This window comes from Halomonas sp. H5 (assembly GCF_050613175.1).
Lineage (GTDB): Bacteria > Pseudomonadota > Gammaproteobacteria > Pseudomonadales > Halomonadaceae > Bisbaumannia > Bisbaumannia salifodinae.
The window spans coordinates 2,541,072-2,566,382 of sequence record NZ_CP192510.1; the positions used below are offsets into that span (position 1 = coordinate 2,541,072).

Annotated in this window: 21 protein-coding genes; 8 read left to right on the forward strand and 13 right to left on the reverse strand. The window is 69.2% G+C overall.

Going from position 1 to position 25,311, the window contains the following annotated elements; all coding sequences use genetic code 11:
* The first annotated feature begins 62 nt into the window (after positions 1-62).
* Entirely contained in the window at positions 63-1,244 is a 1,182-nt protein-coding gene (locus ACQ1W9_RS11830; protein WP_431023558.1) for a ChaN family lipoprotein, read from the forward strand.
* A 42-nt stretch (positions 1,245-1,286) separates the two neighbouring features.
* Here the strand turns inward: ACQ1W9_RS11830 and ACQ1W9_RS11835 are convergent, their stop codons facing one another.
* The 6 genes from ACQ1W9_RS11835 to ACQ1W9_RS11860 form a co-directional block, all read right to left on the reverse strand.
* The gene (locus tag ACQ1W9_RS11835; protein WP_431023559.1) at positions 1,287-2,480 is read right to left on the reverse strand and encodes a methyltransferase; all 1,194 of its coding nucleotides are present in this window, start codon (positions 2,478-2,480) and stop codon (positions 1,287-1,289) included.
* Between the two features lie 295 nt (positions 2,481-2,775).
* Positions 2,776-3,750 carry an ABC transporter ATP-binding protein gene (locus tag ACQ1W9_RS11840; RefSeq protein ID WP_431023560.1) on the reverse strand — a complete coding sequence of 325 codons (975 nt, stop codon included), beginning with the start codon at positions 3,748-3,750 and terminating at the stop codon, positions 2,776-2,778.
* Entirely contained in the window at positions 3,747-4,715 is a 969-nt protein-coding gene (locus ACQ1W9_RS11845) for an ABC transporter ATP-binding protein (protein ID WP_431023561.1), read from the reverse strand. The genes ACQ1W9_RS11840 and ACQ1W9_RS11845 overlap by 4 nt, the downstream gene beginning before the upstream one ends.
* Positions 4,715-6,034 carry an ABC transporter permease gene (locus ACQ1W9_RS11850; protein WP_431023562.1) on the reverse strand — a complete coding sequence of 440 codons (1,320 nt, stop codon included), beginning with the start codon at positions 6,032-6,034 and terminating at the stop codon, positions 4,715-4,717. The genes ACQ1W9_RS11845 and ACQ1W9_RS11850 overlap by 1 nt, the downstream gene beginning before the upstream one ends.
* Positions 6,031-7,131: an ABC transporter permease gene (locus tag ACQ1W9_RS11855; RefSeq protein ID WP_431023563.1), complete on the reverse strand. Its 1,101-nt coding sequence runs from the start codon at positions 7,129-7,131 to the stop codon at positions 6,031-6,033. The genes ACQ1W9_RS11850 and ACQ1W9_RS11855 overlap by 4 nt, the downstream gene beginning before the upstream one ends.
* Positions 7,132-7,299: 168 nt before the next feature.
* Positions 7,300-9,810: an ABC transporter substrate-binding protein gene (locus ACQ1W9_RS11860; RefSeq protein ID WP_431023564.1), complete on the reverse strand. Its 2,511-nt coding sequence runs from the start codon at positions 9,808-9,810 to the stop codon at positions 7,300-7,302.
* A gap of 153 nt (positions 9,811-9,963) precedes the next feature.
* Here ACQ1W9_RS11860 and ACQ1W9_RS11865 point away from each other — a divergent pair, with 153 nt between their 5' ends.
* The gene (locus tag ACQ1W9_RS11865) at positions 9,964-11,526 is read left to right on the forward strand and encodes a cation:proton antiporter (RefSeq protein ID WP_431023565.1); all 1,563 of its coding nucleotides are present in this window, start codon (positions 9,964-9,966) and stop codon (positions 11,524-11,526) included.
* A gap of 44 nt (positions 11,527-11,570) precedes the next feature.
* On the opposite strand, the gene ACQ1W9_RS11870 is transcribed toward ACQ1W9_RS11865, so the two are convergent.
* A complete protein-coding gene (locus tag ACQ1W9_RS11870) occupies positions 11,571-12,173 on the reverse strand; it encodes a LysE family translocator (RefSeq protein ID WP_346063037.1) in 603 nt (200 codons plus the stop codon).
* Between the two features lie 108 nt (positions 12,174-12,281).
* Here ACQ1W9_RS11870 and ACQ1W9_RS11875 point away from each other — a divergent pair, with 108 nt between their 5' ends.
* Entirely contained in the window at positions 12,282-13,691 is a 1,410-nt protein-coding gene (locus ACQ1W9_RS11875; RefSeq protein ID WP_431023566.1) for a PLP-dependent aminotransferase family protein, read from the forward strand.
* A 4-nt stretch (positions 13,692-13,695) separates the two neighbouring features.
* Here the strand turns inward: ACQ1W9_RS11875 and ACQ1W9_RS11880 are convergent, their stop codons facing one another.
* Positions 13,696-13,866: a hypothetical protein gene (locus tag ACQ1W9_RS11880; protein WP_431023567.1), complete on the reverse strand. Its 171-nt coding sequence runs from the start codon at positions 13,864-13,866 to the stop codon at positions 13,696-13,698.
* A gap of 327 nt (positions 13,867-14,193) precedes the next feature.
* Here ACQ1W9_RS11880 and ACQ1W9_RS11885 point away from each other — a divergent pair, with 327 nt between their 5' ends.
* Entirely contained in the window at positions 14,194-16,449 is a 2,256-nt protein-coding gene (locus ACQ1W9_RS11885) for an EAL domain-containing protein (protein WP_431023568.1), read from the forward strand.
* On the opposite strand, the gene ACQ1W9_RS11890 is transcribed toward ACQ1W9_RS11885, so the two are convergent.
* The 5 genes from ACQ1W9_RS11890 to ACQ1W9_RS11910 form a co-directional block, all read right to left on the reverse strand.
* Positions 16,446-17,441 (reverse strand): substrate-binding domain-containing protein, encoded by a 996-nt coding sequence (locus tag ACQ1W9_RS11890; protein ID WP_431026441.1) that lies wholly within the window; start codon positions 17,439-17,441, stop codon positions 16,446-16,448. The two genes, ACQ1W9_RS11885 and ACQ1W9_RS11890, sit on opposite strands and share 4 nt — an antisense overlap.
* Positions 17,442-17,498: 57 nt before the next feature.
* The gene (locus tag ACQ1W9_RS11895) at positions 17,499-17,993 is read right to left on the reverse strand and encodes a gluconokinase (RefSeq protein WP_431026442.1); all 495 of its coding nucleotides are present in this window, start codon (positions 17,991-17,993) and stop codon (positions 17,499-17,501) included.
* Positions 17,994-18,215: 222 nt separating this feature from the next.
* Entirely contained in the window at positions 18,216-19,499 is a 1,284-nt protein-coding gene (locus tag ACQ1W9_RS11900; protein WP_431023569.1) for a TRAP transporter large permease, read from the reverse strand.
* Between the two features lie 4 nt (positions 19,500-19,503).
* Positions 19,504-20,073: a TRAP transporter small permease gene (locus tag ACQ1W9_RS11905; protein WP_431023570.1), complete on the reverse strand. Its 570-nt coding sequence runs from the start codon at positions 20,071-20,073 to the stop codon at positions 19,504-19,506.
* A 91-nt stretch (positions 20,074-20,164) separates the two neighbouring features.
* The gene (locus ACQ1W9_RS11910) at positions 20,165-21,244 is read right to left on the reverse strand and encodes a TRAP transporter substrate-binding protein (RefSeq protein ID WP_431023571.1); all 1,080 of its coding nucleotides are present in this window, start codon (positions 21,242-21,244) and stop codon (positions 20,165-20,167) included.
* Positions 21,245-21,622: 378 nt separating this feature from the next.
* On the opposite strand from ACQ1W9_RS11910, the gene ACQ1W9_RS11915 reads away from it, so the two are divergent.
* The 4 genes from ACQ1W9_RS11915 to ACQ1W9_RS11930 all read left to right on the forward strand — a co-directional run bounded on the left by ACQ1W9_RS11915 (position 21,623) and on the right by ACQ1W9_RS11930 (position 25,233).
* On the forward strand, positions 21,623-22,000 hold the full coding sequence (locus ACQ1W9_RS11915) for a hypothetical protein (RefSeq protein ID WP_431023572.1): 378 nt from the start codon (positions 21,623-21,625) through the stop codon (positions 21,998-22,000).
* 137 nt (positions 22,001-22,137) lie between these two features.
* Positions 22,138-22,659, forward strand: coding sequence for a Spy/CpxP family protein refolding chaperone (locus ACQ1W9_RS11920; protein WP_431023573.1), 522 nt, complete (start codon positions 22,138-22,140; stop codon positions 22,657-22,659).
* Between the two features lie 76 nt (positions 22,660-22,735).
* Positions 22,736-25,021, forward strand: coding sequence for a heavy metal translocating P-type ATPase (locus tag ACQ1W9_RS11925; RefSeq protein WP_431023574.1), 2,286 nt, complete (start codon positions 22,736-22,738; stop codon positions 25,019-25,021).
* A complete protein-coding gene (locus ACQ1W9_RS11930; protein WP_431023575.1) occupies positions 25,018-25,233 on the forward strand; it encodes a hypothetical protein in 216 nt (71 codons plus the stop codon). Before ACQ1W9_RS11925 ends, ACQ1W9_RS11930 begins: the two co-directional genes overlap by 4 nt.
* Positions 25,234-25,311: the final 78 nt, after the last annotated feature.

Below are 25,311 nucleotides of genomic sequence, written 5' to 3' on the forward strand. Positions count from 1 at the left end.
GCTTTGCCTGCCGGGTGCCAGGGGATAACGTAAGGCCATCGCTGCCGTCACGGATGCACGCCATGTTGCTGTCTCGCCGCCTCATTCCCGCCCTGGTCGCCCCCGGCCTGCTCGCCCTGAGCCTGTGCCTCGCCCTCGCCCTCGCCCCGCTCGCCGCCGCCAATGGCAACGCCTGCCCCGACGCCGCCCCGGGACAGTGGCAGGCGACGGATGGTACGCCACTGAGCACGCCGGCCCTGCTGAGCGAGCTGGCCACCCAGCGCGTGGTGCTGCTGGGCGAACAGCACGATCGCCTGGCTCACCACCGCTGGCAGCTGCATACCCTGGCGGGGCTACATGCCCACCAGCCCGACCTGGTGATCGGCCTGGAGATGCTGCCCCGGGAGGCGCAGCCGGCCCTGGACGCCTGGATCGCCGGCGAACTGGACGAGGCGGCCTTCCTGGAGGCCAGCGACTGGCACCGCCACTGGGGTTTCGACCCCGGGCTCTACCTGCCCATCCTGCACTTCGCGCGCATGCACCGGATCCCCCTGCTGGCCCTGAACGTCACCCCGGCGCTGCGCCAGCGCCTGGCCGGCAAGGGCTGGGACGCCGTGCCCAGCGCCGAGCGCCATGCCATCACGCCGCCGGCGGCGCCCCCCGCGGCCTACCGGGAGGCACTGACCGAGGTGTTCCGTGCCCATTCCACCGGCGCCGATAGCGAGGCCAGCCTGGAGAGTTTTATCGCCGCCCAACTGGTCTGGGATCGCGCCATGGCCACGGCCCTGGCCGAGGCCAGCGCCCCGGGGCGCCTGGTGGTGGGGCTGATGGGCCAGGGTCACCTGCGTCATGGCCACGGGGTGCCCCATCAGCTCTACGACCTAGGTATCGCCGCCCAGCTCCGCCTGCTGCCCTGGTCGGCGGCGGACTGCGAGGCGCCGCCCCGGGACCTGGCCGATGCGCTCTTCCTGCTCGGTGACGAGGCCCCCTTCGAGCCCACGGCCCCGCCGCGCCTGGGGCTCTGGGTGGACGGCGCCGACGACGGCGTGCGGGTGCAGGGCATCGGCCGCGACTCGCTGGCCGAGGGCCTGGGGCTGGAGGTGGGCGATATCATCCTGCGCGCCGCCGGCCAGGCACTGCGCCGGCCCAGCGACCTCACCGCCCTGGTCAGTCGCCAACCGCCGGGCAGCCTGATGCCCCTGGAGATCCGCCGCGACGGCAGCGTCTGGGAGCTGCTGGCCCGTTTCCCCAGCGCGTCGGAGTAACGGCGGATGCGCTACCTCGGGCCGAGCCATGAGAAACCAAGATCACTGCGCCTGAATCAATAGATTCCGCGGGGTGAGCGAGCGCTCGCAGAAGGTCCCAAGGCGCACCGACAGGCCCGCCTCCTCCAGGCACAGCAGGCGGTCCAGCACCAGCCATAGCTCCAGGGGGCGGCGGAAGAGGTGACGCACCAGCTCCAGGCGTTCGACCCGGGCCTGGCGGGCCTGACCCGCCGCCTCGAAGCGCGCCCACTCCAGGGTCGACGGCAGGCGTAGCCCCTTCTCGGCGGCGGCCCAGCGGCAGAAGCCGGCGAACTCCTCGGGCAAGCGCCCATAGGCGAGGCTGGGCACCGGCAGGTAGCTATCCTCGCCGCGCCATTCCCGCTGCAACTCGTCGAAGCCCAGCCGCCAGGCATTGGCCCGGGCACGGCTCAGGCGCACCTGGCGCGGCGCGGTCACCGTCTCCTGCACCGCCAGGGCCAGTTGCTCCCGGGGCAGCGCCAGCCCATGCTCGGCCATGGCCCGCTCGCCCTGGCGGGAGAGCGGCCGATAGCTGGCGTCGGCGGTGCGCTGGTAACAGCAGGGCGCCAGGGTCAGCGGCAGGCGCCGCTCGGCGGCCCGCCGAACCAGCCGCCCATGCAGGTCGCCGCAGGCGTGCAGGGCCACCAACTGACGGCCCGGCGTCAGCCAGTCGGCGGCGCCCTCGGCCATTACATCCTGGGGCTGCAACTCGAGATTCGCCCCCTGGGCCTCGGCCAGGGCCTGGCCCGCCTGGCAGAGCGGTGCCTGCCACTCCAGGCCGATCACCCGGGCGTTATCGCGTCGTGCCAGGGCCCGCCCCAGGTGGCCCTTGCCGGCGCACCACTCCAGGTAGTCCGGCGCCGGGGCCAGGCGGGCGGCGAAGGCGGCGATCTGCGCCCATTTGCGCCCGCCCACATGGGTGGCCCAGGCCTCGGGCAGCGGCCGCGCCCCCTCGGCCTCGGGCAGCGGCGCCACCTCGCACAGCGCCGCGAGTTCCGCCACCGGCAGCCAGTCGGCAAGCCTCGAGGCGGCGAAGGGGTCCGCCTCGAGGCGCTCCCGCTCGGCCTCGTCCAGCCCCAGCAACCAGGCCTCGAGGGCGGGGAAGGCTTCCGCCCAGGGCGCCCGGCGATAGCGGAACGGCTCCGGCGCCCAGAGCGGCTGCCACTGGGCCAGCAGTTCCGTGAGGCGAGAAAAGCGTTGGGCATAGAGGGAGGGCATGGCGTGGCTCGCGGGAAACGGGCCGCCGATGATACCCGAGGCGGGCCCGCCGAGGCAGGGGCGACATAGAATCTCCCACGGGGAGTGAGATGGCTATTCCACAAGAACTTGGATGACCACTGGGGTTGTGGGAGTTTGGCTTTGCCGAACGATTGGGCGACGCAGTCGCCCCTGGTGACAGTCAGGATCACCCTGCGGGCGAATCGCGCGGAATCCGCGCTCCCACAGAAACCATGGTGGCGGCTTGAGGGGCAACATAGAATCTCCCACAAGACCGGCGGTCGCCAGGCGATGGCTATTCCCGATGCAGCCAGCAGGCGCTGAGGTGGTTCTTGCCGACGTCGAAGTCCGGGGGATCGTCCCGGTCGCAGAGCCCGGCCATGGCGTGGGGGCAGCGCGGGTGGAAGCGACAGCCCCGGGGCGGCTTGAGCAGGCTAGGCGGCTCGCCGACGGGCAGCTCGCGCTGTCGGCGGGCATTGGCGGCGTCCGGGTCGGCGATGGCCCCCAGCAGGGCCTGGGTGTAGGGGTGGCGGGGGGCATCGAGCAGCTCGTCCACCGGCGCCGACTCCACCAGGCGGCCGGCGTACATCACGAAAATGCGCTCGGCGTAGTGGCGCACCGTGGAGAGGTCGTGGGTGATAAAGGCCAGGGTCAGGCGGCGCTGGCCCTGGATGCGCCGCAACAGCTCGAGGATCTCCACCCGTACCGAGGCGTCGAGCATGGAGACCGGCTCGTCGGCGATCAGCAGCCGCGGCCCGAGGATCAGCGCCCGGGCGATCACCAGGCGCTGCTGCTGGCCGCCACTGAGCATATGCGGGAACTTGCCGAGCAGCTCCTCCACCGGGGTCAGGTGCACCTCCTCCAGGGCGGCGCGGATGCGCGCCTCCCGCTCGGCGCGCGCCACCCCATGGATAATCAGCGGCTCGGCGAGGATGCGTCGCACGTCGAGGAAGGGCGCGGTGGCGCCGAAGGGGTCCTGCTGCACATAGCCGGCGCTGGCCCGGTAGGCCTTCAGCTCACGGCGGCGCAGGCCGCTGAGCTCACGCCCGGCGAAGCGCACCTCGCCCTGGGTGGGACGATGCAGCCCCAGCAGGGTGCGCGCCAGGGTACTCTTGCCGCAGCCGCTCTCGCCGACGATGGCCACCGACTCCCCCTCCGCCAGTGTCAGGGCCACCCGATCCACCGCCTGCACCGCCCCCAGGCGCAGGAAGCCCCACTGGCGTACCTCAAAATGTACCGACAGATCGTCCACCTGAACCAGGGCACTCATCGGGAGGCCTCCTTATATAACCAGCAACGTACCTCCTGGCGCGGCGCCGGGGCGAAGCTGGGCGGCAGCCGGTCGCAGTCGGCGAAGCGGTGCGGGCAGCGCGCGGCGAAGCGGCAGCCCAGGGGCGGGTCGAGCAGGCTGGGGGGCTCGCCGGGGATCGCCCGGGGCCGCTCGCGCTGGCGCAGTTTGGGGACGCTGGCCATCAGCGCCTGGGCATAGGGATGCCCCGGGGCGCTGAAGAAGGTGGCGGCGTCGGCCACCTCCACCAACTGGCCGGCGTACATCAGCGCCACCCGGTCGGCCAGCTCGCTGGAGGTGGCCACGTCATGGGTGATCAGGATAAAGCCGGTACCCAGCTCCGCCTTGACCCGCTTGAGGGCGTTCATGATCCCCGCCTGGGTCAGCACGTCCAAGGCCGAGGTGGGCTCATCGAGGATCACCAGGGCGGGCTCGGCCACCAGCGCCATGGCCAGCACCGCCCGCTGGCGCATGCCGCCGGAGAGCTCGAAGGGGTAGCGGCGCAGGAAGTCGCCGGGCAGCCCCACCAGCTCGAAGACCTCGGCGGCCCGGGCCAGGGCCCGGCGGCGCTCCCAGCCCAGGTGCACCCGCAGCGGCTCGGCGACCTGCTCGCCCACCTTGACCACCGGGTTGAGGGCGTTCATGGAGGCCTGCATCACCAGCGCCAGCCCCTGCCACTGCACCTCGCGGCGAAAGGTCTCGTCATCCAGCAGGTGCAGCTCGCGTCCGGCCAGGCGCACCCGCCCGCCCAGGCCGCCGGCATTGCGCGGCAGTAGCCGCATCAGGGCCCGGGCCAGGGAGCTCTTGCCGCAGCCCGACTCGCCCAGCACCACCAGGGCCTCGCCGCGGCCGACCGCGAAGCCGACGTCGTCCACGGCGCGCATCACCCCGCCGCGGGTATGGTAGTCGAGGGTCAGTCCCTCCACCTCGAGCAGCGCCTCGGGCATCACAGGCTCCTTAGCCGGGGATTGAAGACCCGGTCGAGGGCGAAACCGAGCATGGCGAAGCCGAGCCCGGAGAGCATCAGCAGCGCCGCCGGGGCCAGCACCCAGTAGTAGTAGCCGTTGTAGAGGGCGCTCTGGGCCTGGGCGTCGTTGAGCACCTTGCCCCAGGTGGGCAGCACCGGGTCGCCCAGCCCCAGCACCGCCAGCGACGCCTCGAGGAAGACGAAGGTGGGAATCAGGGTGACGAAGGTAGGAATCAGCACCGGCAGGATGCGCGGCAGCATATAGCGCATCACGATGCGCAGGTGGCTGGCGCCATAGGCCCGGGCCGCCTCGATATAGGGGGCCTCGCGGATCGGCAGCAGCATGGCCCGGTAGGTCTTGATGCCGGCGCTGAAGATGCCCAGCGCCACCACCACCCCCAGCATCAGCCAGATGCTGGTGGAGTAGAGGGTACCCACCATCACCAGGATCGGCAGCAGCGGCAGGATCATATTGACCTCGGTGAGGCGCTGGATCAGGGCATCCACCCAGCCCCGGTACCAGACGCCCACGGCGGCGATCACCAGGGTGCTGAGGGTGGTGCCCACCGCCGCCACCAGGCCGAAGGCCAGGGCGATCGGCGTGCCCCAGCGCAGCGCCAGGCCGAGGTCGCGGCGCTGGTGATCGGTGCCGGCCAGGCCATGCACCCGGCCATAGAGCAACAGCTCGCTGGCCAGCTCGGCGTCGGGGTCGAAGAACACCGCCTCCAGGGTCAGCGTATATCGCCCGGACAGCACCGCCTCGCCGCCCGGTGCGGCCAGCAGGCCGAGGTGCGCCGGCCGCCCCAGGCGCCGCTCCAGGGTACGATCCTGGGAGAGCGCCACCCGGGTCTCGCCGACCAGGCGCCGGTTGCCGAGGTTGATCTCGCGCCCGTCCGGGGTCCGCCAGGTGAGGCGCAGGAAGGCCGCCCGCTCGCTATTCCGCGGGGTGAGGAAGAGCGCCAGCTCGCTGGGGAAGTCGTCGTAGGCGTAGTCGAGGGCGATCCGCTGGGTCAGGCGTCGCCCACCGGGAAAGGCCTCGCTCTCCAGCGTCTCGGCGATCAGGCTCTGGCTGCGCGGCGCCCGGCCGGGGCTTAGCCAGTCGCTCCACAGCGGCCGCGCATTGACCGGCAGGCGAGCCTCGCCGCTGCGCCAGCTGGCCACCGCCTGGTCGTAGGGCACGGTGGCCAGGGTATGCAGGGCCAGGGCGACCAGCAGCAGGATCAGCGCCACCCCGGCCAGGGCCGAGGGATAGCGACGCAGTTCCGCCCAGGTCTCGCGGTGTCCCATACCCAAGTTCATACGCCGCCCCTCCCCTCGCCGAGGAGCCGCACCCGGGGATCGAGCAGCGCATAGAGCAGGTCCAGCAGCAGCACGGTCAGCGCCAGCAGGTAGGCGAAGATCACCACGGCGCCGATGATCACCGGGGTGTCGCGGAAGCCGATGGCCTGGAACAGCAGCGAGCCCAGCCCCGGCCAGTTGAAGACCTGCTCGAGGATGATGGCGCCGCTCCACAGGCCGATCAGCATCAGCAGGAAGTTGGTGATGATCGGCGCCAGGGTCGGGCGCAGGATATAGCGGCGCTCGATCAGCCGCGACGGCAGCCCCTTGGCCCGGGCCATCTCCACATAGTCCTCGCTGGCATGGATCAGGAAGAAGGTGCGCCAGGCGTAGATGGAGACGAAGATCGACGACAGCACCATGGCCGCCACCGGCAGCAGCATATGCCGCGCCAGGCTGACCGCGTAGGCCAGGCCCTGCGGGGGCGGTGCCGCCACCATGCCCCCCGGCGGCAGCAGCGGCACCAGGAAGGCGAAGGCGAGGATCAGGAAGATGCCGTAGAACCAGCCCGGCGCCGCCGAGCTGGGGGCCAGGGCGATCACCAGGCGATCGATGCGGCCGCCGTAGCGCCGCGACAGCCAGAGGGCGCTGCCCACCGCCGAGAAGAACACCAGCAGGTTGGCGGTGCCGAACAGCAGCAGGGTCGCCGGTAGGCGCTCGACGATGATCGCCCGTACCTGGCGCGAGCCGGCGTCGCTGTGCATCTGTTCGGCACGCCCCAGGTCGAGGCGCATGGCGCGCTGCAGGTAGTCGACGCTGCGCAGCAGAAAGGGTTCGTCGAGGCGTAGACGCTCGACCTCCAGCGCCACCCGGCGTTCCACCAGGGCGTTGCGCTCGGCGCTGGCCATCTCCTGGAAGGCGGGGTCGGCACGCACCTGCTCGAAGGCCTCGCTGCGAATCTGCACCCGGCGCAGCTCGTCCACCTGGCCGCCCATATTGGCCACCACGATGGTCAGGTAGACGCCGATCAGCACCGTGACCAGCAGCGCCAGCAGGCGCTTGACCAGGTAGAGGGCGAGGTACCTCAGGTCCCGACCCCAGGCGCGATGCGGCATCATGGACTCACCTCCTCGGCATCGGTCGCCGAGTAGCGGGCCAAGTCGCGCGGGTCCCTTTCCCGAGTGAGTCGCGAGGGGCGTCGCGGCATCATGGGCTCACCTCCTCGGTGTCGGTCGCCGAGTAGCGCAGGTCCCTTTCCCGAGCGGGTCGCGAGGAGCGGCGCGGCATCATGGACTTACCTCCTCGGCGCGGGCCGGCAGGGTAGCGAAGAGGTGGCTGGCGAAGCTGGGCAGGGCCACCCGATGGCTGGTGAGGATGAATTCCAGGCGATGGGCGCCGGCGCCCAGGGCTGCGAGGCGCTCGGCGTCCAGGGTCAGGCCCCACTCGCCCTGGCCCAGTGGCCGGGGCTCGCCGCGCGCGGCGAGCCGCCCCTGCCCATCGAAGAGCAGGTAGCGAATCCCCTCGATGGCGTCCTCCGGGTAGGGCTCGCCCTCCCGGGTCACGGTCAGGCGCACCCGGACCGGCTCGCCGGCGCTCACCACCAGGGGGCCCTCGGTGGTGAGCTCCGGCAGCGCCGCCCGGCTGAGCGAGAGCCACTTGTTGGCCGGGTCGGGGAACTCCTCGAAGCGCCGCAGCACCAGGCTGCCCTCCAGGGGGTAGACCGCCGCCAGCTCGAAGGGCCCATCGCCGATCCAGAAGTGACCACGGGACGCCACCCAGTCGTCGAGGGCGGCATAGCGGGCGGCGATCTCCGCCGCCTCGACCCAGGGCGAGAGGGCCGCGGCGAAGGGCAGGTAGCGCCGCTCCCGGGCCTCCGCCAGGTAGCGCTCGAGGATCGCCAGGCTGGGCCCGGCCACCAGGTTGAGCCAGTCGATGCCGCGACGATCCGCCTGGTGGGAGGAGAAGGCCAGCTCGCCGCGCCGCTCGGCCAGGATACCCAGGGCCAGGGTGTGCCAGGGCAGCGGCAGGGGGGCCCGGGCCGCCACCAGGGTCTCGGCGTCGGGGAAGCCCTGATCGCTGTAGGCCTCGATGATCAACGGCTCGGTACTCAGGATGCGCCAGCCGCGGAAGTGCTGGCGATAGGCCTCGAAGGTGGGCTGGTGGGCGGCGTCGAACAGCGGGCTCGCCTCGTCGGCCCGCTCGAAGGCGAGGAGCCAGGGCAGCAGCAGGTCCGCCACCGAGCGCGGCGAGCCGTCGTGCCAGCGCTGCGCCAGGTAGCCCTCCTCGTAGTGGAGGCGCACCCGGGTACGGGCGGTCAGCGGCCGGTCGGGATGCGCCTCGCCCACCGTGATCAGCCGTCCCTCGCCGGCGTCCCAGCCCAGCCAGGCGTCGTCGGGGACGCGGATTTGCTCCTGCCGATCCAGGCTCAGCCAGTCGAGGCTGCGGGTCAGGGTGACGCCCTCGGCCACCGTCACCTCGGCATGGCTCAGGCGCTGGGGGCGATAGAGACCGGTGTAGGGGTCGGGTAGCAACGGCGGGTCGGCCAGGGCCCGGGTGATCATGCGATCGAAGATCCAGTTGCTGCCGGCGATGGGGTTCCAGGGCTCGGTGAGCAGCCCCGGGGTGCCGAAGACCATCTCGCCCCCCAGGCGCCCGTCGTAGCGCAGGGTATAGGGCCACAGCGCCGAGCCGGCCAGGCCGCCGGCCAAGTCCGAGGCCACCGAGACGTTACTGGCCCGGGCCGAGACGCTGAGGCGGTCCACCAGCCAGAGCCGCACCGAATCCTGCATGGCCAGCTCCAGGGCCCGGGCCATCAGCGCCTGGCGCTCGTCCCAGTCGGCGTAGTCGCGGCGCTCCAGGCGCTCGGCCAGGGCATCGAGCTCGGGGCTCGGCGCATAAGCCTGCCAGAGCGGCTCGGCGCGCCCCCGGGGCGTATAGAAGTCGCTGAAGTTCTGGGCCTGATCGCGCTGGATGACGATGGAGATCCAGCCGCCGGTGTAGAGGTGCCACTGGCCGGCGGCGGGATCACCGGCGATCCACAGCCGCGAGGCCTCCTCGGCGTTGCGGTAGCGACGCTCCACACCGAAGCCGATGTCCTCCAGTTGGTTGGCCAGGTAGTCCCCTACCCGGCGCCGCTCGTCGTCGTTGCGAATCAGCAGGATCAGGGTCACCGGCTCGCCCCTATGGTGCCAGCGCCCGGCCTCGCGGGTGGCGCCGAGGGCGCGCATCTCCCGGGCAATCGTGGCCTCGGCCGCCGCCGGATCATAGGCATAGCGCAGCTCCAGGGCGCGGGCGGTCTCGGCCAGGCGGGCGTAGTCGGGGAAGGCGGTGCTGATCGGCAGCCAGCGCGGCACCGCCAGGCCGCCGTAGAGCTCCTCGGCGATATAGTCGCGATCCACCAACTGGTGCAGGGCCTCGCGGATGGCCGGCACATGGAAGGGATTGAGGCGGCCATCGCGGAACGTCGGCCCTACCGGGTTGAGGGTCAGCTCCACCGAGGAGCCGTAGGAGAGGTCATAGTCGGCCCCCGGGGCGTCGCGCAGGCGGCGGTAGACGGGGATGCTGCCGATGCCCTGCACGAAGGCCTGGTGGCTGCCGGTCTCGAGGAGGCCGGTGACCCGCCCCGGGTCGCTCTCCTGGGTGAACACCAGGCGGTCGATCAGGGCACCGCGGCGCTCGGCCAGGGCCTCGGGCGTCGCCGGTTCGCCCGTCGACAGGGGCGTCCGGGAGGCCGGCAGCAGCGCCAGGCCCACCACCACCAGCAACGAGGCCCCCGCCACGACTGCCCATTTGTTCATCGGCGTCTCCCCGGCCTGCCCTGTTACCACCCTAGCCGGCAACGGGATAACGGGGTTCAACGCAGGCGCCCAACGGGGTCATCCGATGCCACCAAGGGTCATGCTAAGCTTGCCGGCCCACTCTTATTGCGACCCCAGGAAAATGACGACGCCATGAGTGCCCTGATCGAAGTGCTTCCTCTCTCCTTCGCCTTTATTTTCGGCATGCTGGTGCGCCAGATCGGCCTGCCGCCGCTGGTCGGTTTCCTGGCCGCCGGCTTCGCCCTCAACGCCTATGGCCCCGGCCTGGGCCTGCCCGACGAGGCCGGCCCGGTACTGGAACACGTGGCCCATATGGGGGTCCTGCTGCTGCTGTTCACCGTGGGCCTCAAGCTCAAGCTCAAGAGCCTGCTGCAGCCGGTGGTGCTGGGCGGCGCCCTGCTGCACTTCGTCTTTACCACCGGGGTCTTCGCCCTGGGCATCTTGGCGTTGACCCAGCTCGACCGTCAGACCGCCCTGCTGCTGGGAGTGGCCCTGGCCTTCTCCAGCACGGTGCTGGCGGCCAAGGTGCTGGAATCCAAGCGCGAGCTGCGCGCCTTCCATGGCCGGGTGGCCATCGGCATCCTGATCATCCAGGACCTGATCGCCCTGGCGGTGCTGAGCCTGGCCGGCGGCCATACCCCCTCCGTCTGGGCGCTGGGAGTCTTCGCCCTGCCGCTGCTCAAGCCGGTGCTCTACTGGCTGATGGACGTGGCCGGCCACGAGGAGCTGCTGGTGCTGATGGGGGTGATCCTGGCGGTGGCCCTGGGCGGCCTGGGCTTCGAATTGGTGGGGCTGAGCCCCGAGCTGGGCGCCCTGGTCATGGGCGTGCTGCTGGCCGAGCATCCCCGCGCCCAGGAGCTTTCCCAGGCCCTGTGGGGCCTCAAGGAGATCCTGCTGATCGGCTTCTTCCTGCAGATCGGCATGGCCGGCCTGCCCGACGCCGAGGCGCTGACCTTCGCCCTGGTGATGGCGCTGATCCTGCCCCTCAAGGGGCTGGTGTTCTTCTTCCTGCTGACCCTGTTCCGGCTGCGTGCCCGTAACGCCTTCCTCGGCGCGCTGAGCCTCACCTGCTACAGCGAGTTCGGGCTGATCGTCGCCGCCGGCGTGCTGGAAGAGTGGCTGGTGCCCCTGGCCATCACGGTGGCGGTCTCCTTCGTGGTGGCCGCGCCGCTGAATCGCCTGGCCCACCCGCTCTTCGATCGCCTGGAGACCGTCCTCAGGCGCTTCGAGAGCCACACCAAGCACCCCGACGAGCAGCCGGTCTCCCTGGGCCGCTCGGATCTGCTGATCATGGGCATGGGGCGCACCGGCAGCGCCGCCTACGACTTCCTCGCCGAACGCAAGGCGCGGGTGGTGGGCCTGGATGCCGACCCCAACAAGGTTGGCAAGCATCAGAAGGCGGGGCGCCGGGTGGTCTATGCCGATGCCGAGGATATCGGCTTCTGGCATGCCATCGATATCAGCCGCATCAAGGCGGTGATCCTGGCCATGCCGGAGATGGAGGGCAAGGTGATGGCGGCGCGTCAGTTGCGCCGCCTGGGCTTCGGCGGCCCCATCGTCGCCAATACGCTCTATGACGACGAGGCGGAGATCCTGCGCGAGGCCGGCGCCGACGAGACCTACCTGACCATGACCGGCGCCGGCATCGGCCTGGCGGAGAAGACCTGGGAGGCCTTCCACCCGGGGAAGGCCTAAGCCCTCGGCCCAGGATAGCGCCGTCAGCTGAGGAAAAAGCGCCCTTAGCCCAGAATAAAAAGCACGCAGGCGGCGGTGAGCGCCCCCATCAGGGCGTTGAAGACCCGCCAGGCCCGGGGGCTGTCGAGCCAGCGGCCGATGGCGGTACCGAAGCCGGCCCAGACCGCGATGCAGGGCAGCGCCACCAGCTCGGCGAAGGCCGCCAGCAGCAGGGCATTGAGCCAGGTGTCGCCGCCCTCGGGCAAAAAGCCCGCCATCAGCGCCAGGCCCATCACCCAGGCCTTGGGGTTGGCGAACTGGAAGGCCGCGGCCTGCCAGAAGGTCAGCGGGCGCCCCTCGCCGCGGCGACGCAGGTCCGGCGGCGGCGCGGTGGCGATGCGCCAGGCCAGGTAGAGCAGGTAGGCGCTGCCGATCAGACGCAGCGCGGTCTGCACCAGGGGGAAACGTTCGAAGAGCAGCCCCAGGCCCAGGGCGATACCGGCGAAGAGCAGGAAACAGCCCCCCAGGATGCCGAAGATATGCGGCAGGGTGCGCAGGAAGCCGTAGTTGGCCCCGGAGGCGGTGAGCATCACATTGTTGGGGCCGGGAGTGATGGTCATGGAGATCATATAGAGGGCCGCCGGGCCCAGGAATGCCAAGGCTTCCATAAAATTGAATCCATACAATTATGCGATTATTGGGCGGAACAGCGCGATATTTGCGCCTAAACTCAGCATAATAGGCACAATTATCCCGTCAAAGGTTTTATTGTCACCATGACAATCTGGATTCCTCGCCTCACCGCGGAAGGGCCCCGCTACCGCGCCATCGGTGAGGCCATCGTTCGGGCCATCCACGACGGCGAGCTGGCCCCGGGGCAGCGCCTGCCGCCCCAGCGGCGCCTGGCCGACGCCCTGGGCGTGACCGTGGGCACCGTGACCCGCGCCTATGCCGAGGCCGAACGCCAGGGCTGGGTCACCGCCCGGGTCGGCAGCGGCACCTATGTGTGCGATGCCGAGGCCCCGGCCACCCCGCCCTTCCTGGCCGCGCCGCCGGAGGACGAAACGGTGGATGACGGCATCATCGATCTGAGCATGAGCCTGCCGCCGCCCCACCCGCTGCGCGCCGGTGCCCTGGGACGCATCCTGGGTGAGCTGGCCGGCGACGAGGCGGTGCTGCGGCGCGCCGTGGAGTACCAATCGGAGCGCGGCGTGCCGGCCCATCGCCGCCAGCTGGCGGCCTGGCTGCAACGCCTGCTGGGCATCGACGCCGACCCGCGACGGCTGCTGGTGACCCAGGGCGGCCAGCACGGCATCGACCTGGCGCTGCGCGCCCTGACCCGCCCCGGCGAGCGCATCGCCGCCGACGCCCTCACCTACCCCGGGCTGATCGCCGCCGCCCAGCAGGCCCACCTCAAAGTGCTGGGGGTGCCCCTGGACGAGGACGGCATGGATACCCGGGCCCTGGCACGACTCTGTGCCCAACAGCCGCCGCGGCTGGTCTACGTGACCCCGGACCAGAACAACCCCACCGGCCGCCCCCTCAGCGAGGCGCGCCGCGAGCACCTGGCCGAGCTGGCGCGCCGGCACGACTTCTGGATCGTCGAGGATGGGGTCCAGTACCTGCCCGACGCGGAGCGCGGCACCCCGCTGCTGGCCCTGGCCCCGGAGCGCACCCTGTTTATCTTCAGCACCGCCAAGGTGCTGGCCGGGGGGCTGCGCATCGGCACCCTCTGCGTGCCGGAGGCCCTGCGCGAGCGTGTCGGCGCCACCCTGCGCGCCCAGAGCTGGATGGTGCCGCCGCTGATGGTGGAGGCGGTGTGCCGCTGGGTGGCAAGCGAAGACGCCGAGCGCCTGCTGGCCTGGCAGACCGAGGAGCTGGGGGCCCGCCAGGCCCTGGCCCGGGAGCGCCTGGCCGGGTTCCCGGTGGAGGGGCGGCCCCATGGCTCGAACCTCTGGCTGCCGCTGCCCAATGGCCTGCGCGGCGCCGCCCTGCAGGAGACGCTGACCCAGCGCGGCCTCAAGCTGACCAGCGCCGAGCCCTTCTGCGTGGGCAGCGAGCCGGCGCCCCAGGCGCTGCGTTTGTGCCTGAGCGCCGCCGCCGGCCGCGACCAGCTCGAGCGGGCCCTGGGCCTGGTGCGCGAGGCCCTGGAGTCTCCGCCGCCGCTGCCCTGGGAGACGCTCTGAAGGCTCAATGGACGCGCATCGGCGTCAACGCCGTGGGCACCAGGCTCACCAACCAGGCCGGATCCCAGACCACCACCAGGCCGACCAGGATCAGGGCGACCCCCGTGGGGCCGACGATGCGCCGGCCGTGACGCCAGACCTTCTCGGCGAGCGTCAGTGCGGCCAGCGGCCACACTCCAGCGATAGTGGTTTTGCAGAAAGGCGTGTAGCTGGCGGCACTTGCCCAGGCAGCGCGCCTTGAGCGAGGAAGGAGCCCTTCGACGTGTCGGTCGCCTGCAGCAATTTCTAGGCTAGGGTGAAGTAGGCGCAGGCGGCAGTGAGCACCCCCATCAGGCCATTGAAGACTCGCCAGGCCCTCATACCCAGGCCTTGAGGCTAGGGAACTGAAAGGCCGCCACCATGGTGCTGGGAGCCACTGTCAAGGCCGAGCCCCTTACGCCACGCATCTCACGGCTAAGGATTTTTTTCTTGTAGAGTGCCACTACTCCATAGGTCACTAACAATGGACAAGGTAATGGGCCTCAACCCCGAAATGGAAAGCCACCTTCTGGAGCAGATCATCGACTTCCTCGATGCGGCTGGCGGGCAGCCCCTCCCCCCCTTGCAGGAGGAGCACCGCACCCTGCACGGCCTCACCGAACATCTCCGCGAGCACCTTGATAAGCACCGCTCGACCGGCCTGGAGACGCCTCCCCATCGAATCCTGAGCCTGATCCATGACCTTTTCGATCAGGCCCCCATCATGATCGATGGCTTCGACAAGACCGGGCGCTGCATCCTCTGGAACCAGGAGTGCGTCCGGGTATTTGGCTGGTCAGCCGAGGAGGTCAAGGCGCACCCCGACCCGCCGCGTCTCTTCTATCCTGACCAAGCCCATTACCAGAAGCTCATTAGCGGCTTGAACGCGGACAGTGGCTCCAAGTTCCAGGAGTGGAATCCCACCACTCGCGACGGCCGGCAGCTGACGACCCTGTGGGCCAATATCACCTTGCCAAGCGGCGAGATGATCTGCATCGGTATCGATATCACCGAGCAGCGCCAGGCCGAAAATCAGCTGCGACTGGCCGCCAGTGTCTTCGAATCATGTTATGAAGGCATCATGGTCATGGACGCCAGCATCCGAATCCAGGATATCAACCCCGCCTTCACCCGTATCACGGGCTTTTCCCGAGAAGATGCCATCGGCCAGGATCCGACCTTCCTGATGTCACGGCAACATGGCAGGGATTTTCGCACCGCCATCTGGCAGCACCTGAAGGAAAGCGACAGCTGGAAAGGCGAGCTGTGGGGTTGTCACAAGAGCGGCAAGGCCTACCCGCTGCTTTTCTCGCTTTCTATGGTCAGAGACAGTGCAGGGCAGGTGCTGCATTATGTCGGCAACTTCTCGGACATCACCCACCTGAAGCGCCACGAGGAGGAGTTGCGATACCTGGCGCACCATGACGCCCTGACCAATGCTGCGAATCGTCCCTATTTCTCCGAGCGCCTCGAGGAGGCCCTGAAGCGTGCCCGAGATACTCAGGAGGTGCTGGCGGTCTGCCACCTCGACCTGGATGGCTTCAAGGCCATCAACGACCGTTTCGGTCATGCCGCGGGGGATCAGTTACTGATCGTAGTGAGTGAGCGGTTGCGTCATGTCATCCGCTCTAGCGACCTGCTGGCCCGCCTCGGTGGGGACGAGTTCGCCATTCTGCTCACGGAACTCCACGATACGGACGAATGCCTCGGCGTCATCGAGCGTATGTTGCAGGCCATCAACCGCCCGGTCACCATCGATGATGCCTTGGTCAGGGTCTCCGGGAGCCTCGGCGTCACCCTCTTCCCCCACGACGATGAGGAAGCGGAGATCCTACTTCGCCACGCGGATCAGGCAATGTATCAGGCCAAGCGCAGTGGCAAGAACCGCTATCATCTCTTCAACCCACTGCAGCCACCGGTCGAACTCCAAAGCCCCCAGGCCATCGCACGTATCGAACAGGCACTGTCGAGGGGTGAATTCCTTCTGCACTACCAACCCAAGGTCAACCTGCTCACCCGTGAGGTGCTTGGATTCGAAGCCCTGCTGCGCTGGCAACACCCGAAGCATGGTCTCCTCAAACCTTCTCGTTTCCTCTCAACGATCCTGGGTACCCGCCTGGAGCACCTGATGGGCGAATGGGTGATCGATGGCGTCCTAGGACAGGTTCACCAATGGCTGCGCCACGGCCAGCAAGTGCCGGTCAGCTTCAACGTCAGTGCCAATCACCTGGCGTGCCCCGAGTTCACCGACAGATTACGCACCCTGCTCTCCCGATATCCCGGTATTCCCGGTAACCTGCTGGAGCTGGAGTTTCAGGAAAACGTGGCGATCGAGGATGTTGACACCATCTCACACACCCTGAGCCGCTGCCGAGAATGGGGCCTCTCCGTCGCCCTCGATGACTTCGGAACCGGCTACTCATCACTATCACACCTGCGCGAGCTACCGATCGACACCCTCAAGATCGACAAGAGCCTCATCACCAACATGCTGAATGATCCCCGTGATGCGCCCCTGGTTCACGGCATCCTGCAGATGACCCGGCGACTGGGGCTCCAGGTGATTGCCGAAGGGGCCGAGTCCACTACGCATTGTGAGGCACTGCTGAAACTGGACTGTCCTCTCGTGCAGGGCTACACGATCGCCAGGCCCATGCCCGCCGAGGCGGTATTGCCCTGGCTGGCTCGGTATTCATCAGGGGATACCCACCACGACTGCAGCGGGCAGACGAGCGGCTAAAGGGTGCCGCCGAAGGCGAGGCGATAACCCAGGTCGATGGTGTCCTGCTCGATGGGCCGGCCCTCCAGGCGGCTCAAGAGTTCCCTGGCGGCGCGTTCGCCGATGGCCCGGCGCGGGGTGATCACGCTGGCCAGGGGCGGCGCCATCACCTGGCCGACGTCGTGGCCGTGGAAGCCGGCGATGGCCAGGCGCTCCGGCACCGGGATGCCCCGGCGCAGGCACTCGAAGTAGGCGCCGAGGGCCACGTCATCGTTGGTGCAGAAGAGGCCGTCGGTCTCCGGGTACTTGTCCAGCACCTCGCCCATCAGCTCGGCGCCGACGCTGTAGGAGGAGCGCTGGCCGCTCTGCAGGGTAACCGGCGCCAGGCCCTGGGCCGCCATGGCCGCCGCGTAGCCCTCGCCACGCTGGCGAGTGCGGGCATCCAGGCGCACCGCCAGGTAGACCACATGGCGCCGGCCCCGGGCAAGCATCGCCTCCACCATGGCCCGGGCCGCCGCCACGTTGTCGTAGCCCACCGCCTGGTGCAGCGGCGGAGTGCGGCTGTCCATGATCTCCACCGTGGGGATGCCGGCGGTCTCCAGCATGCGCAGGCTGCGCGGGCTGTGCTGGCTGTCGGAGAGGATCACCCCATCCACGTTGTAGGAGAGCAGCGAGGCCAGGCTGCGCTCCTCCAGGGCCTCGTCGTAGCCGTAGTGGGAGAGCATCAGGTGGTAACCCGCCGGCTCGGTGACCTCCTCGATGCCGACGATCACCTCGGCGAACACCTGGTTGGTCAGCGAGGGCACCAGCACGCCGATGGCGTGGCTGCGTGCCTTGGAGAGGATATCCGGGGCCCGGTTGGGGATATAGCCGAGCTGTTCGGCCACCTCGAAGATGCGCTCACGCAGCCCCTCCGAGACCGTGGCGGGGTCGCGCAGGCAGCGACTCACGGTCATCTTGGTGGCGCCGACCTTGTCGGCGATATCCTGGAGGGTGGGACGCTTCTTCTTCACCATGGCTCGCCCGTCGCTGAAATCAGGGCCACACCTTAGCGGAGTTGCCCGGGTAAATCATGCCTCGCCTCCGCCCTGCCCCAGCGCCGCGACAAAGGCCTCGACGATGGCCTCGGGGGCCTCGGCGATGGTCGCCACCGTGGCCTCCGCCGGGGTCGGCGGCTCCAGGTCGGCGAGTTGGCTGGCGAGCATGGCATCGCCCTTGAAGAAGTGCCCCCGGCGGGAACCGAGGCGCTCGCGCAGCAAGGCCCGCTCGCCGTCCAGATAGAGGATGCGCAGCTCGGGATCGCCGCGGCGCAGCCGCCCGCGATAGCGCGCCTTGAGCGCCGAGCAGGCGATCACCACCGAAGCATCGCGGCGGCGATAGTCGGCGAAGCGCCCCGCCAGGGTGTCGAGCCAGCCGCGCCGGTCGTCGTCGGTGAGCGGGGTGCCGCGGGCCATCTTGGCCACGTTGGCGGCGCTATGGTGGTCATCGCCGTCGATGAAATCGGCGCCAAGGCGCCGCGCCAGGAGGCGGCCGACATGGGACTTGCCCGAGCCGGAGACGCCCATCACCAGGATGCGGTAGGAAGCCGTGGGGTAGGAAGCCTGAGTCACGCTCACTCCTCGTCTCGGTTGCCGCCAAAGGCGGCCGGGATACGGCAAGAATGCCGGGGCATATTCGCCATCACGCTCACTCCTCGTCTCAGTTGCCGCGTATGGCGGTCAGGGCGGCCAGACCAGATAGCCAGGTGGCCGGGATAGGGTAAGACGCCGTCATGCTCGCCCTCCCTCTCAGTTGCCGCGCACGGCGGTCAGATCGGGCAACCAGGTGACCAGGCCGGGGAAGGCCACCAGCACCAGCAGCATCACCAGCAGGGCCGCGTAGTAGGGCAGCATCGCCTTGACCAGGGACTCCATGGAGACCTTGCCGACGCCACAGCCCACATAGAGGCAGGTACCCACCGGCGGAGTCAGCAGGCCGATGCCGAGGATAAAGGCCATCAGCACCCCGAAGTAGGCGGGATCGACGCCCACCGAGGTGACGATGGGGGCCAGCATCGGCGCCATGATCACCATGGCCGGGGTCAGGTCCATCACGAAGCCGATCAGCAGCAGCAGCGCCGCCACGATCAACAGCAACAGGAAGGGCTCCTGGGTGATCGCCTGGACCTGCTGCACCAGGGTCTGGGGCACCAGATTGATGGTCAAAAACCAGGCGATCACGGTGGCGAAGGCCAGCAGCAGCATCACCATGCCGGTGAGCCGCGCGGTGCGGATGCACATGCCCCAGAGGTCGCCGAGGCGGATCTCCCGGTAGCAGACCACCGAGATAAACAGCGAGTAGAGCAGCGCCGCCACCGCCGCCTCGGTGGCGGTGAAGACCCCGGCGATGATGCCGCCGACCACGATCACCGGCAGCACCAGGGCCAGCCAGGCGGCCTTGAAGGCCTGCCACAGCGGCGCCAGGCGGAACTTGCGGGTCTGCCCGGCGTGCTCGAGGCTGGCCATGATAAAGGTGGTGACCATCAAGGCCAGGCCGATCAGCAGCCCCGGCACGATGCCGGCGATAAACAGCCGGCTGATGGAGGTCTCGGTGACGATGCCGTAGAGGATCAGCGGGATCGACGGCGGAATGATGATGCCGATCACCGAGGAGACGGTGTTGATGGCGGTGGCCTGGGGCGCCGTATAGCCCTGGCGGGTCATGGAGGGAATCATCATCGCCCCGGTGGCGGCGGTATCCGCCACCGCCGAGCCGCTGATGCCGCCAAAGAACATCGAGCCGGTGATCGCCACTTGGCCCAGGCCGCCGCGGATAAAGCCCACCAGGGCGCCGGCCAGGTCCATCAGGCGACGGGCGATGCCGCCGGCGCTCATCACCTCCCCCACCAGGATAAAGAAGGGAATCGCCAGCAGCGGAAAACTATTGACCCCGCGGATCGACTGCTCGATCAGGATCGACAGGGGAATATCGGAGAGCACGGCCATGACCACGGCCGCCACCCCGAGCCCGAAGGCGATGGGCAGGCCCAGGGCGATGGAGGCGAAGAGGATCGCCAGGAAGATCCACAACATGACATCAGCTCCCGGAGGTGGGGGAAAGGAGGCGCACCAGGCTCTGCCAGGCGCGCCACAGGGCTACCGCGCCGATAAAGGCGGCACACAGGATCAGCGAGGCATTGATCAGGTTCCAGGGCACCCCGAGCAGGGCGGTGCTGGCCGTGGAGCGGCTGACCACCAGCGCCCCGCCCCACAGGATCACCCCCATCAGGGCGGCGATGATCAGGTGCTGGATCAGATAGAGCAGGTAGGCCCCCCGGGGCGGCAGGCGGCGCACCAGGAAATCCACGGCGATATGCTCATAGCGGGCGAAGGCCGCCGCGGCGCCCACGAACACCAGCCAGATAAACAGCATGCGGGCCAGCTCGTCGGCCCAGGGCAGGGCATGGTTGAACAGGGAACGGCCCACCACATTGGCGGAGACCGCCAGGATCAGCGCCACCAGCAGGGCCGCGATCAGCTGCTCCATGATCACGGTGAGCCAGCGGAACGGCGCCGGCCCGCGGCGCTGCTCGATATCCAGCTCCAGGGGGCGGCGGTTGGGATCCTCCACGTAGGCGTGGGGATCAGGGGTGGCTTGGGTGTCCATCGCGGGACTCCTGAGGCGAGTGGCGGGGCCATCGAGGCCCCGCCGGGTCGAACATCGGGGTAAGGCTGGGCTTGGTCGGCGTAGACCGGTCTTATTGGTCGTCGGCGACGGAAGCGGCGATCCGCTGGATCTCGGCGATCAGCTCCTCGCCGATCTCCGGCGCCCACTCTTCATAGACCGGCTGCACGGCCTCCTGGAAGGCGGCGATCTGCGCGTCGTCCAGGCGGGTGATCTGCATGCCGCGCTCCTCGAGCTGCTCCCGGGCCCAGTCGTCATACTCGGCGCTGATCTGGATCTCGTAGGCCGCCGACTGGCGGGCCGCCTCCTGCACCAGGGCCTGGTAGTCGGGATGCAGGCGGTCCCAGGTGCGCTCCGACATCATCATCACGAAGGGCGTGTAGACGTGGCGGGTCTCGGAGCCGTAGTCCTGCACTTCCTGGAAGTTGGAGGTAAGGATGGTGCTCCAGGGGTTCTCCTGGCCGTCCACCACGCCCTGCTCCATGGCCGAGAAGAGCTCACCGAAGGCCATCGGCGTGGGGTTGGCGCCCAGCGCCTCCCAGATCGCCAGGTGCACCGGGTTCTCCATGGTACGCACGGTCAGGCCGCGCACGTCCAGGCCGGCCACATCTTCCGGGCTGGCCACCGGACGGGCGCTGTTGGAGAGCTGGCGATAGCCGTTCTCGGAGAAGGTCAGGGCCTTGATGCCGCTGCCTTCGAAGGCGTCCAGCATCGATTGGGCCGCCTCGCTCTGCAGCACCTCGATGGCCGCCTCGCGGCTGGGCAGCAGGAAGGGCAGGTCGAAGACCGCCAGCTCGGAGACATAGGAGGTGGCCGCCGAGCTGGAGGGGTAGGTCATGTCCAGGGTGCCGGTCTGCAGCATCTCCATCATCTGCACATCGTCCCCCAACTGGCTGTTGGGGAAGACCTGCACCGTCAGGCGGCCCTCGCTGCGCTGCTCGAGGATATCGGCGAAGTAGCGGCTGGAGAGGTACTGGGGCGAGCCCTCCGAGAGGCCAAAGCCCATGCGGATGGTATGGCTGCCGTGATCCCCTACCACCTCGCCGTCGATGGCGGGGGGCGCGGAGAGCTCGGGGGACTGGGCCTGGGCGATGCCAAGGGAGAGGATGGCGGCCCCGGTCAGGGCGACGGCGTGGCTCCAACGAGGTGTCATGGCGTGACTCCGTGATCGGCGTTGTTGTTGGTCGATGCCGCCGGCAGGGCGGCATTCGGGGTCGGGTAACGGGTCTCTGGTAACCAACCCGATGTTACCGGTAACTTTCGCCGTTGAGCCTAGTCGTCGCCGCGCGGGGGTGTCAACGAATGAGCGAAAAACGAGGCTTAGACCATGGTCTAACTGCCGCCCGGGGCACGGGATCGCGCCGGACTCGCGGCCAGGGCAACGGCAGCGTCGGCCGCCCTCGCCAGCACTGCTGGAGCCATCGGGGAACGGCCCCGGAGGTCGAGGCGACAACAAGGGTGATACAGATCAAGAAGGGGCCGGGCGTTGTGCACTATGGTAAGGGCATCACTCCCGCGAGGATTGACCAGCATGGTGAACTCCGGCCCGACGCCTCAACCGAGCAAGCTCTCCCCCCTGCCCAGGCTGCCCGGCTGCCTGCTGGTGATACTCCTGCTCGTGCTGCTGGCCTCGACCACGGCGAGCGCCCATGACCGGCTCTCCGACCAGGTTCCGGCGCCCATCGCCACGTCCGACGATCCCCACTGCCACCATGGACACCCCCAGGAGCGCCCCACCCTGGCGGCGCTGCGGGCCCACACGGCGGATGCCGAGCCCGTCGCGCTCGCCCCCCTCTCCCAGCCCACCGCCGCCGCCCCCCGGACGAGATTGCCACGGCTGTCCTCCCCGGGGCAGGTGATGGCCCCGCCTCCCCCGCTCTATTTGCTGACCCAGCGCTTTCGCTCCTGAGTCCGGTCCGGCTCGCCTCGCCGCCATCACCTCGACGAGGCGGCTAGGCCCTGACCGGCGCCTCGGACAAGCGGCACCCTCTTCGGCCCTCGCGGCCAGACAGTTCGCAGTGGGCCTATGGCCCCAGGAGTCAGATCATGAAACTTCGTCGACGCACTATGGCCTTGGGCCTCTCTCTAGCGCTGGGACTCGCCGGCAGCGGCATGGTCGTCGCCCAGGGAATGGACCCCGGGATGATGCCGGGCATGATAAGCGGCCAGGGTATGGGACCCGGCATGATGAGCGGCCAGGGCATGGGGCCCGGCATGATGATGCCCTGCCCGATGATGGGCGAGCCCCCGATGCCCCAGTTGAACGACGAGCAGCGTCTCCAGCTGCGCGAGCTGAGGCAGGCACACCGCCCCGCCCAGTTCGAGCGCATGGCGCGATTGATGAATCTGAGCGACGACCTGATGACCGAGATGCAGGGTGAGCGCCCCGATCCCGAAGCGGTGCAGGCCCTGCATGGGCAGATGGCGGAGGTGCATGGCGAGATGCTGGCGGAGCGGGTGCGCCTGCGCAATGCCATGCACGAGCTGCTCACCGACGAACAGCGCCAGCAGATGCAAGAGGCGCTTCCTGGCGTCGTCGGTCCCGACGACCACGACACTCACCAGTGAACGTGGCACTCGCCCACCCCGAGGCGAACGATCGCCCCGCCATGCCATCGAGAGCCATGCCATTGAGAGCCGTGCCATGACCGAGACCACCGCGACGACCATTACCCTGACCGTGCCCGGGATGGGCAGCGACCACTGCGCCGGCATCGTGCGCACCACCCTGACCCGCCTGGAGGGCGTGGGCGAGATCCATACCAATATCGCCAACCATCGGGTCGCGGTGGCGGTGCGCGACGGTGGCCCGGATGGCGAGAGGCTTCGCAGCGCCGTGGAAGGCGCCGGCTATGAGGTGGCCGCCGTCGAGGGCGAGGCGGCACAGGACGCCGAGGCCGGGGCCGCGATCGAGGAGGCCTATCTGACCCGGGCCCGCCGGCGGCTATGGATCGCCGCCGTACCTACCACCCTGATCATGCTGCTGATGATACCGCAGATGTTCTGGCGGCCGATTCCCGGCTACCTGGCCATCGTCGCGCTGCTGGCCTTCCCGGTGGTGTTTCTCTACGGCGGTATCGCCACCCACAAGTCGACCTGGCGCTCGCTGAGGAACGGCACCTTCAACATGGACGTGCTGATCTCCATGGGCAGCCTGCCGCCCTACCTGATCGGCCTGGTCGGCTTCGTGACCCCGATGACCTCCTTCGTCGAGATGGCCGCCACCATTATGACCTTCCACCTGCTGGGCCGTTACCTGGAGGCCCTGGCCAAGGGGCGCGCCTCCCAGGCCATCCGCCGCTTGCTGACCCTGGGCGCCAAGACGGCGCGGGTGGAGCGCGACGGTGAGGAAATCGAGGTGCCGGTTAAAGAGCTGGCACCGGGTGACATCATGATCGTGCGTCCCGGCGACAAGATCCCCACCGACGGCGAGGTCATCGAGGGCGAGAGCCATCTCGACGAATCCCTCGCCACCGGCGAGTCGATCCCGGTCTACAAGAGCACCGGCGACAGCGTGATCGGCGCCACCCTCAACAAGGAGGGTCGCCTGCGGGTCAAGGCGACCCGCGTCGGTGGCGACACCTTCCTCGCCCAGGTGGTCCGCCTGATCGATCAGGCCCAGGGCTCCCGGGTGCCGATCCAGGAGTTCGCCGACCGCATGACCGGGCGCTTCGTGCCGGCGGTACTGGTCATCGCCCTGGTCAGCCTGGCGGCCTGGCTGCTGATGCCGGAGACGCTGCGCCCGATCCTCGACTGGGGCGCCACCTTCCTGCCCTGGGTCGATCCCACCGCAACCACACCGATCCTTGCCATCCTCGCCGCCATCGCCGTGCTGGTCATCGCCTGCCCCTGCGCCTTGGGCCTGGCCACCCCCACGGCGCTGATGGTGGGTTCCGGCATCGGCGCCGAACGCGGTATCCTGATCCGCTCCGGCGAGGCGATCCAGACCTTCAAGGACGTCAAGGTGATGGTGCTCGACAAGACCGGCACCATCACCCGCGGCGAGCCCCGCCTCACCGAGGTGGTCGCCGCCGAGGGCGTCGCGGAGGCGCGCCTGCTGCGGCTCGCCGCCAGCGTCGAGCACGCCTCCGAGCACCCCATCGCCCGGGCCATCGTCGACGGCGCCGGGGAGCGCGGCGTGACGCCCGGCGAGGTCAGCGAATTCCGCTCCACCGGGGCCCGTGGCGTCTCTGGCAAGGTGGACGAGGCCCGTGTACTGATCGGCAACCGCCGGCTGCTGGAGGAGAATGGAATTCATGGCCTGGAGGCGCTGGACAAAGAACTGAGCCGCCTGGAATCCCTCGGGCGCAGCGTGGTGATCGTGGCCGCCGATGGCCAGGCCCTGGGGCTGGTGGCCGTGGCCGATACCCTCAAGGCGGAATCGGTGGAGGCCATCCGCGGCATGCACGCCCTCGGCCTGCACGTGGTGATGGTCACCGGCGACAACGAGCGGGCCGCCCGGGCCATCGCCGAGGAGGTGGGCATCGACGAGGTCCAGGCCGGGGTCCTGCCCGAGGGCAAGGTCGAGGCCATCCGCGCCCTGCAGGCCCGCTACGGCGATCATGTGGCCATGGTCGGCGACGGCATCAACGACGCCCCGGCCCTGACCCAGGCCAATGTGGGCATCGCCATCGGCGCCGGGGCCGACGTGGCCATCGAGGCCGCCGACGTGACCCTGGTGAGCGGCGAACTGACCGGCGTGGTGGACGCCATGCACCTCTCCCGCGCCACCTTCGGCAAGATCGTCCAGAACCTGATCTGGGCCAGCGGCTACAACCTGGCGGCGATCCCCGTCGCCGCCCTGGGGTTGCTGCATCCGATGATCGGGGTCATCGCCATGACCGCCAGCTCCCTGTCGGTGATCGGCAACTCCCTGCTGCTCAAGCGACGCTTCGCCCGCCGGCCCATGATCGAAGGAGGCTCCCGATGAACCGCTATCACCACGCCATGATGTTCGCCTGCCTGGCGGTGATGGGTGGCGCCATGCTGCTGCTGATATCGCGCAGCGACGCCCCCGGGAACGGCGCCTGGCTGCTGCTGCCCATGGTGCTCTGTCTGGGTGCCCACCTGCTGCTGCATCGTCATGGCCCCCACGGCGCCGCCCGGGGCGAGTCGCCGGAGTCGCCGAACAAGCGGCACTGAGCGGCAGCGCGGCAACCGCGAGTTGACCGCCCCCGCGGGATGCCTAATCCTGGCGGCACACCCTGCCGAGGAGTCGCC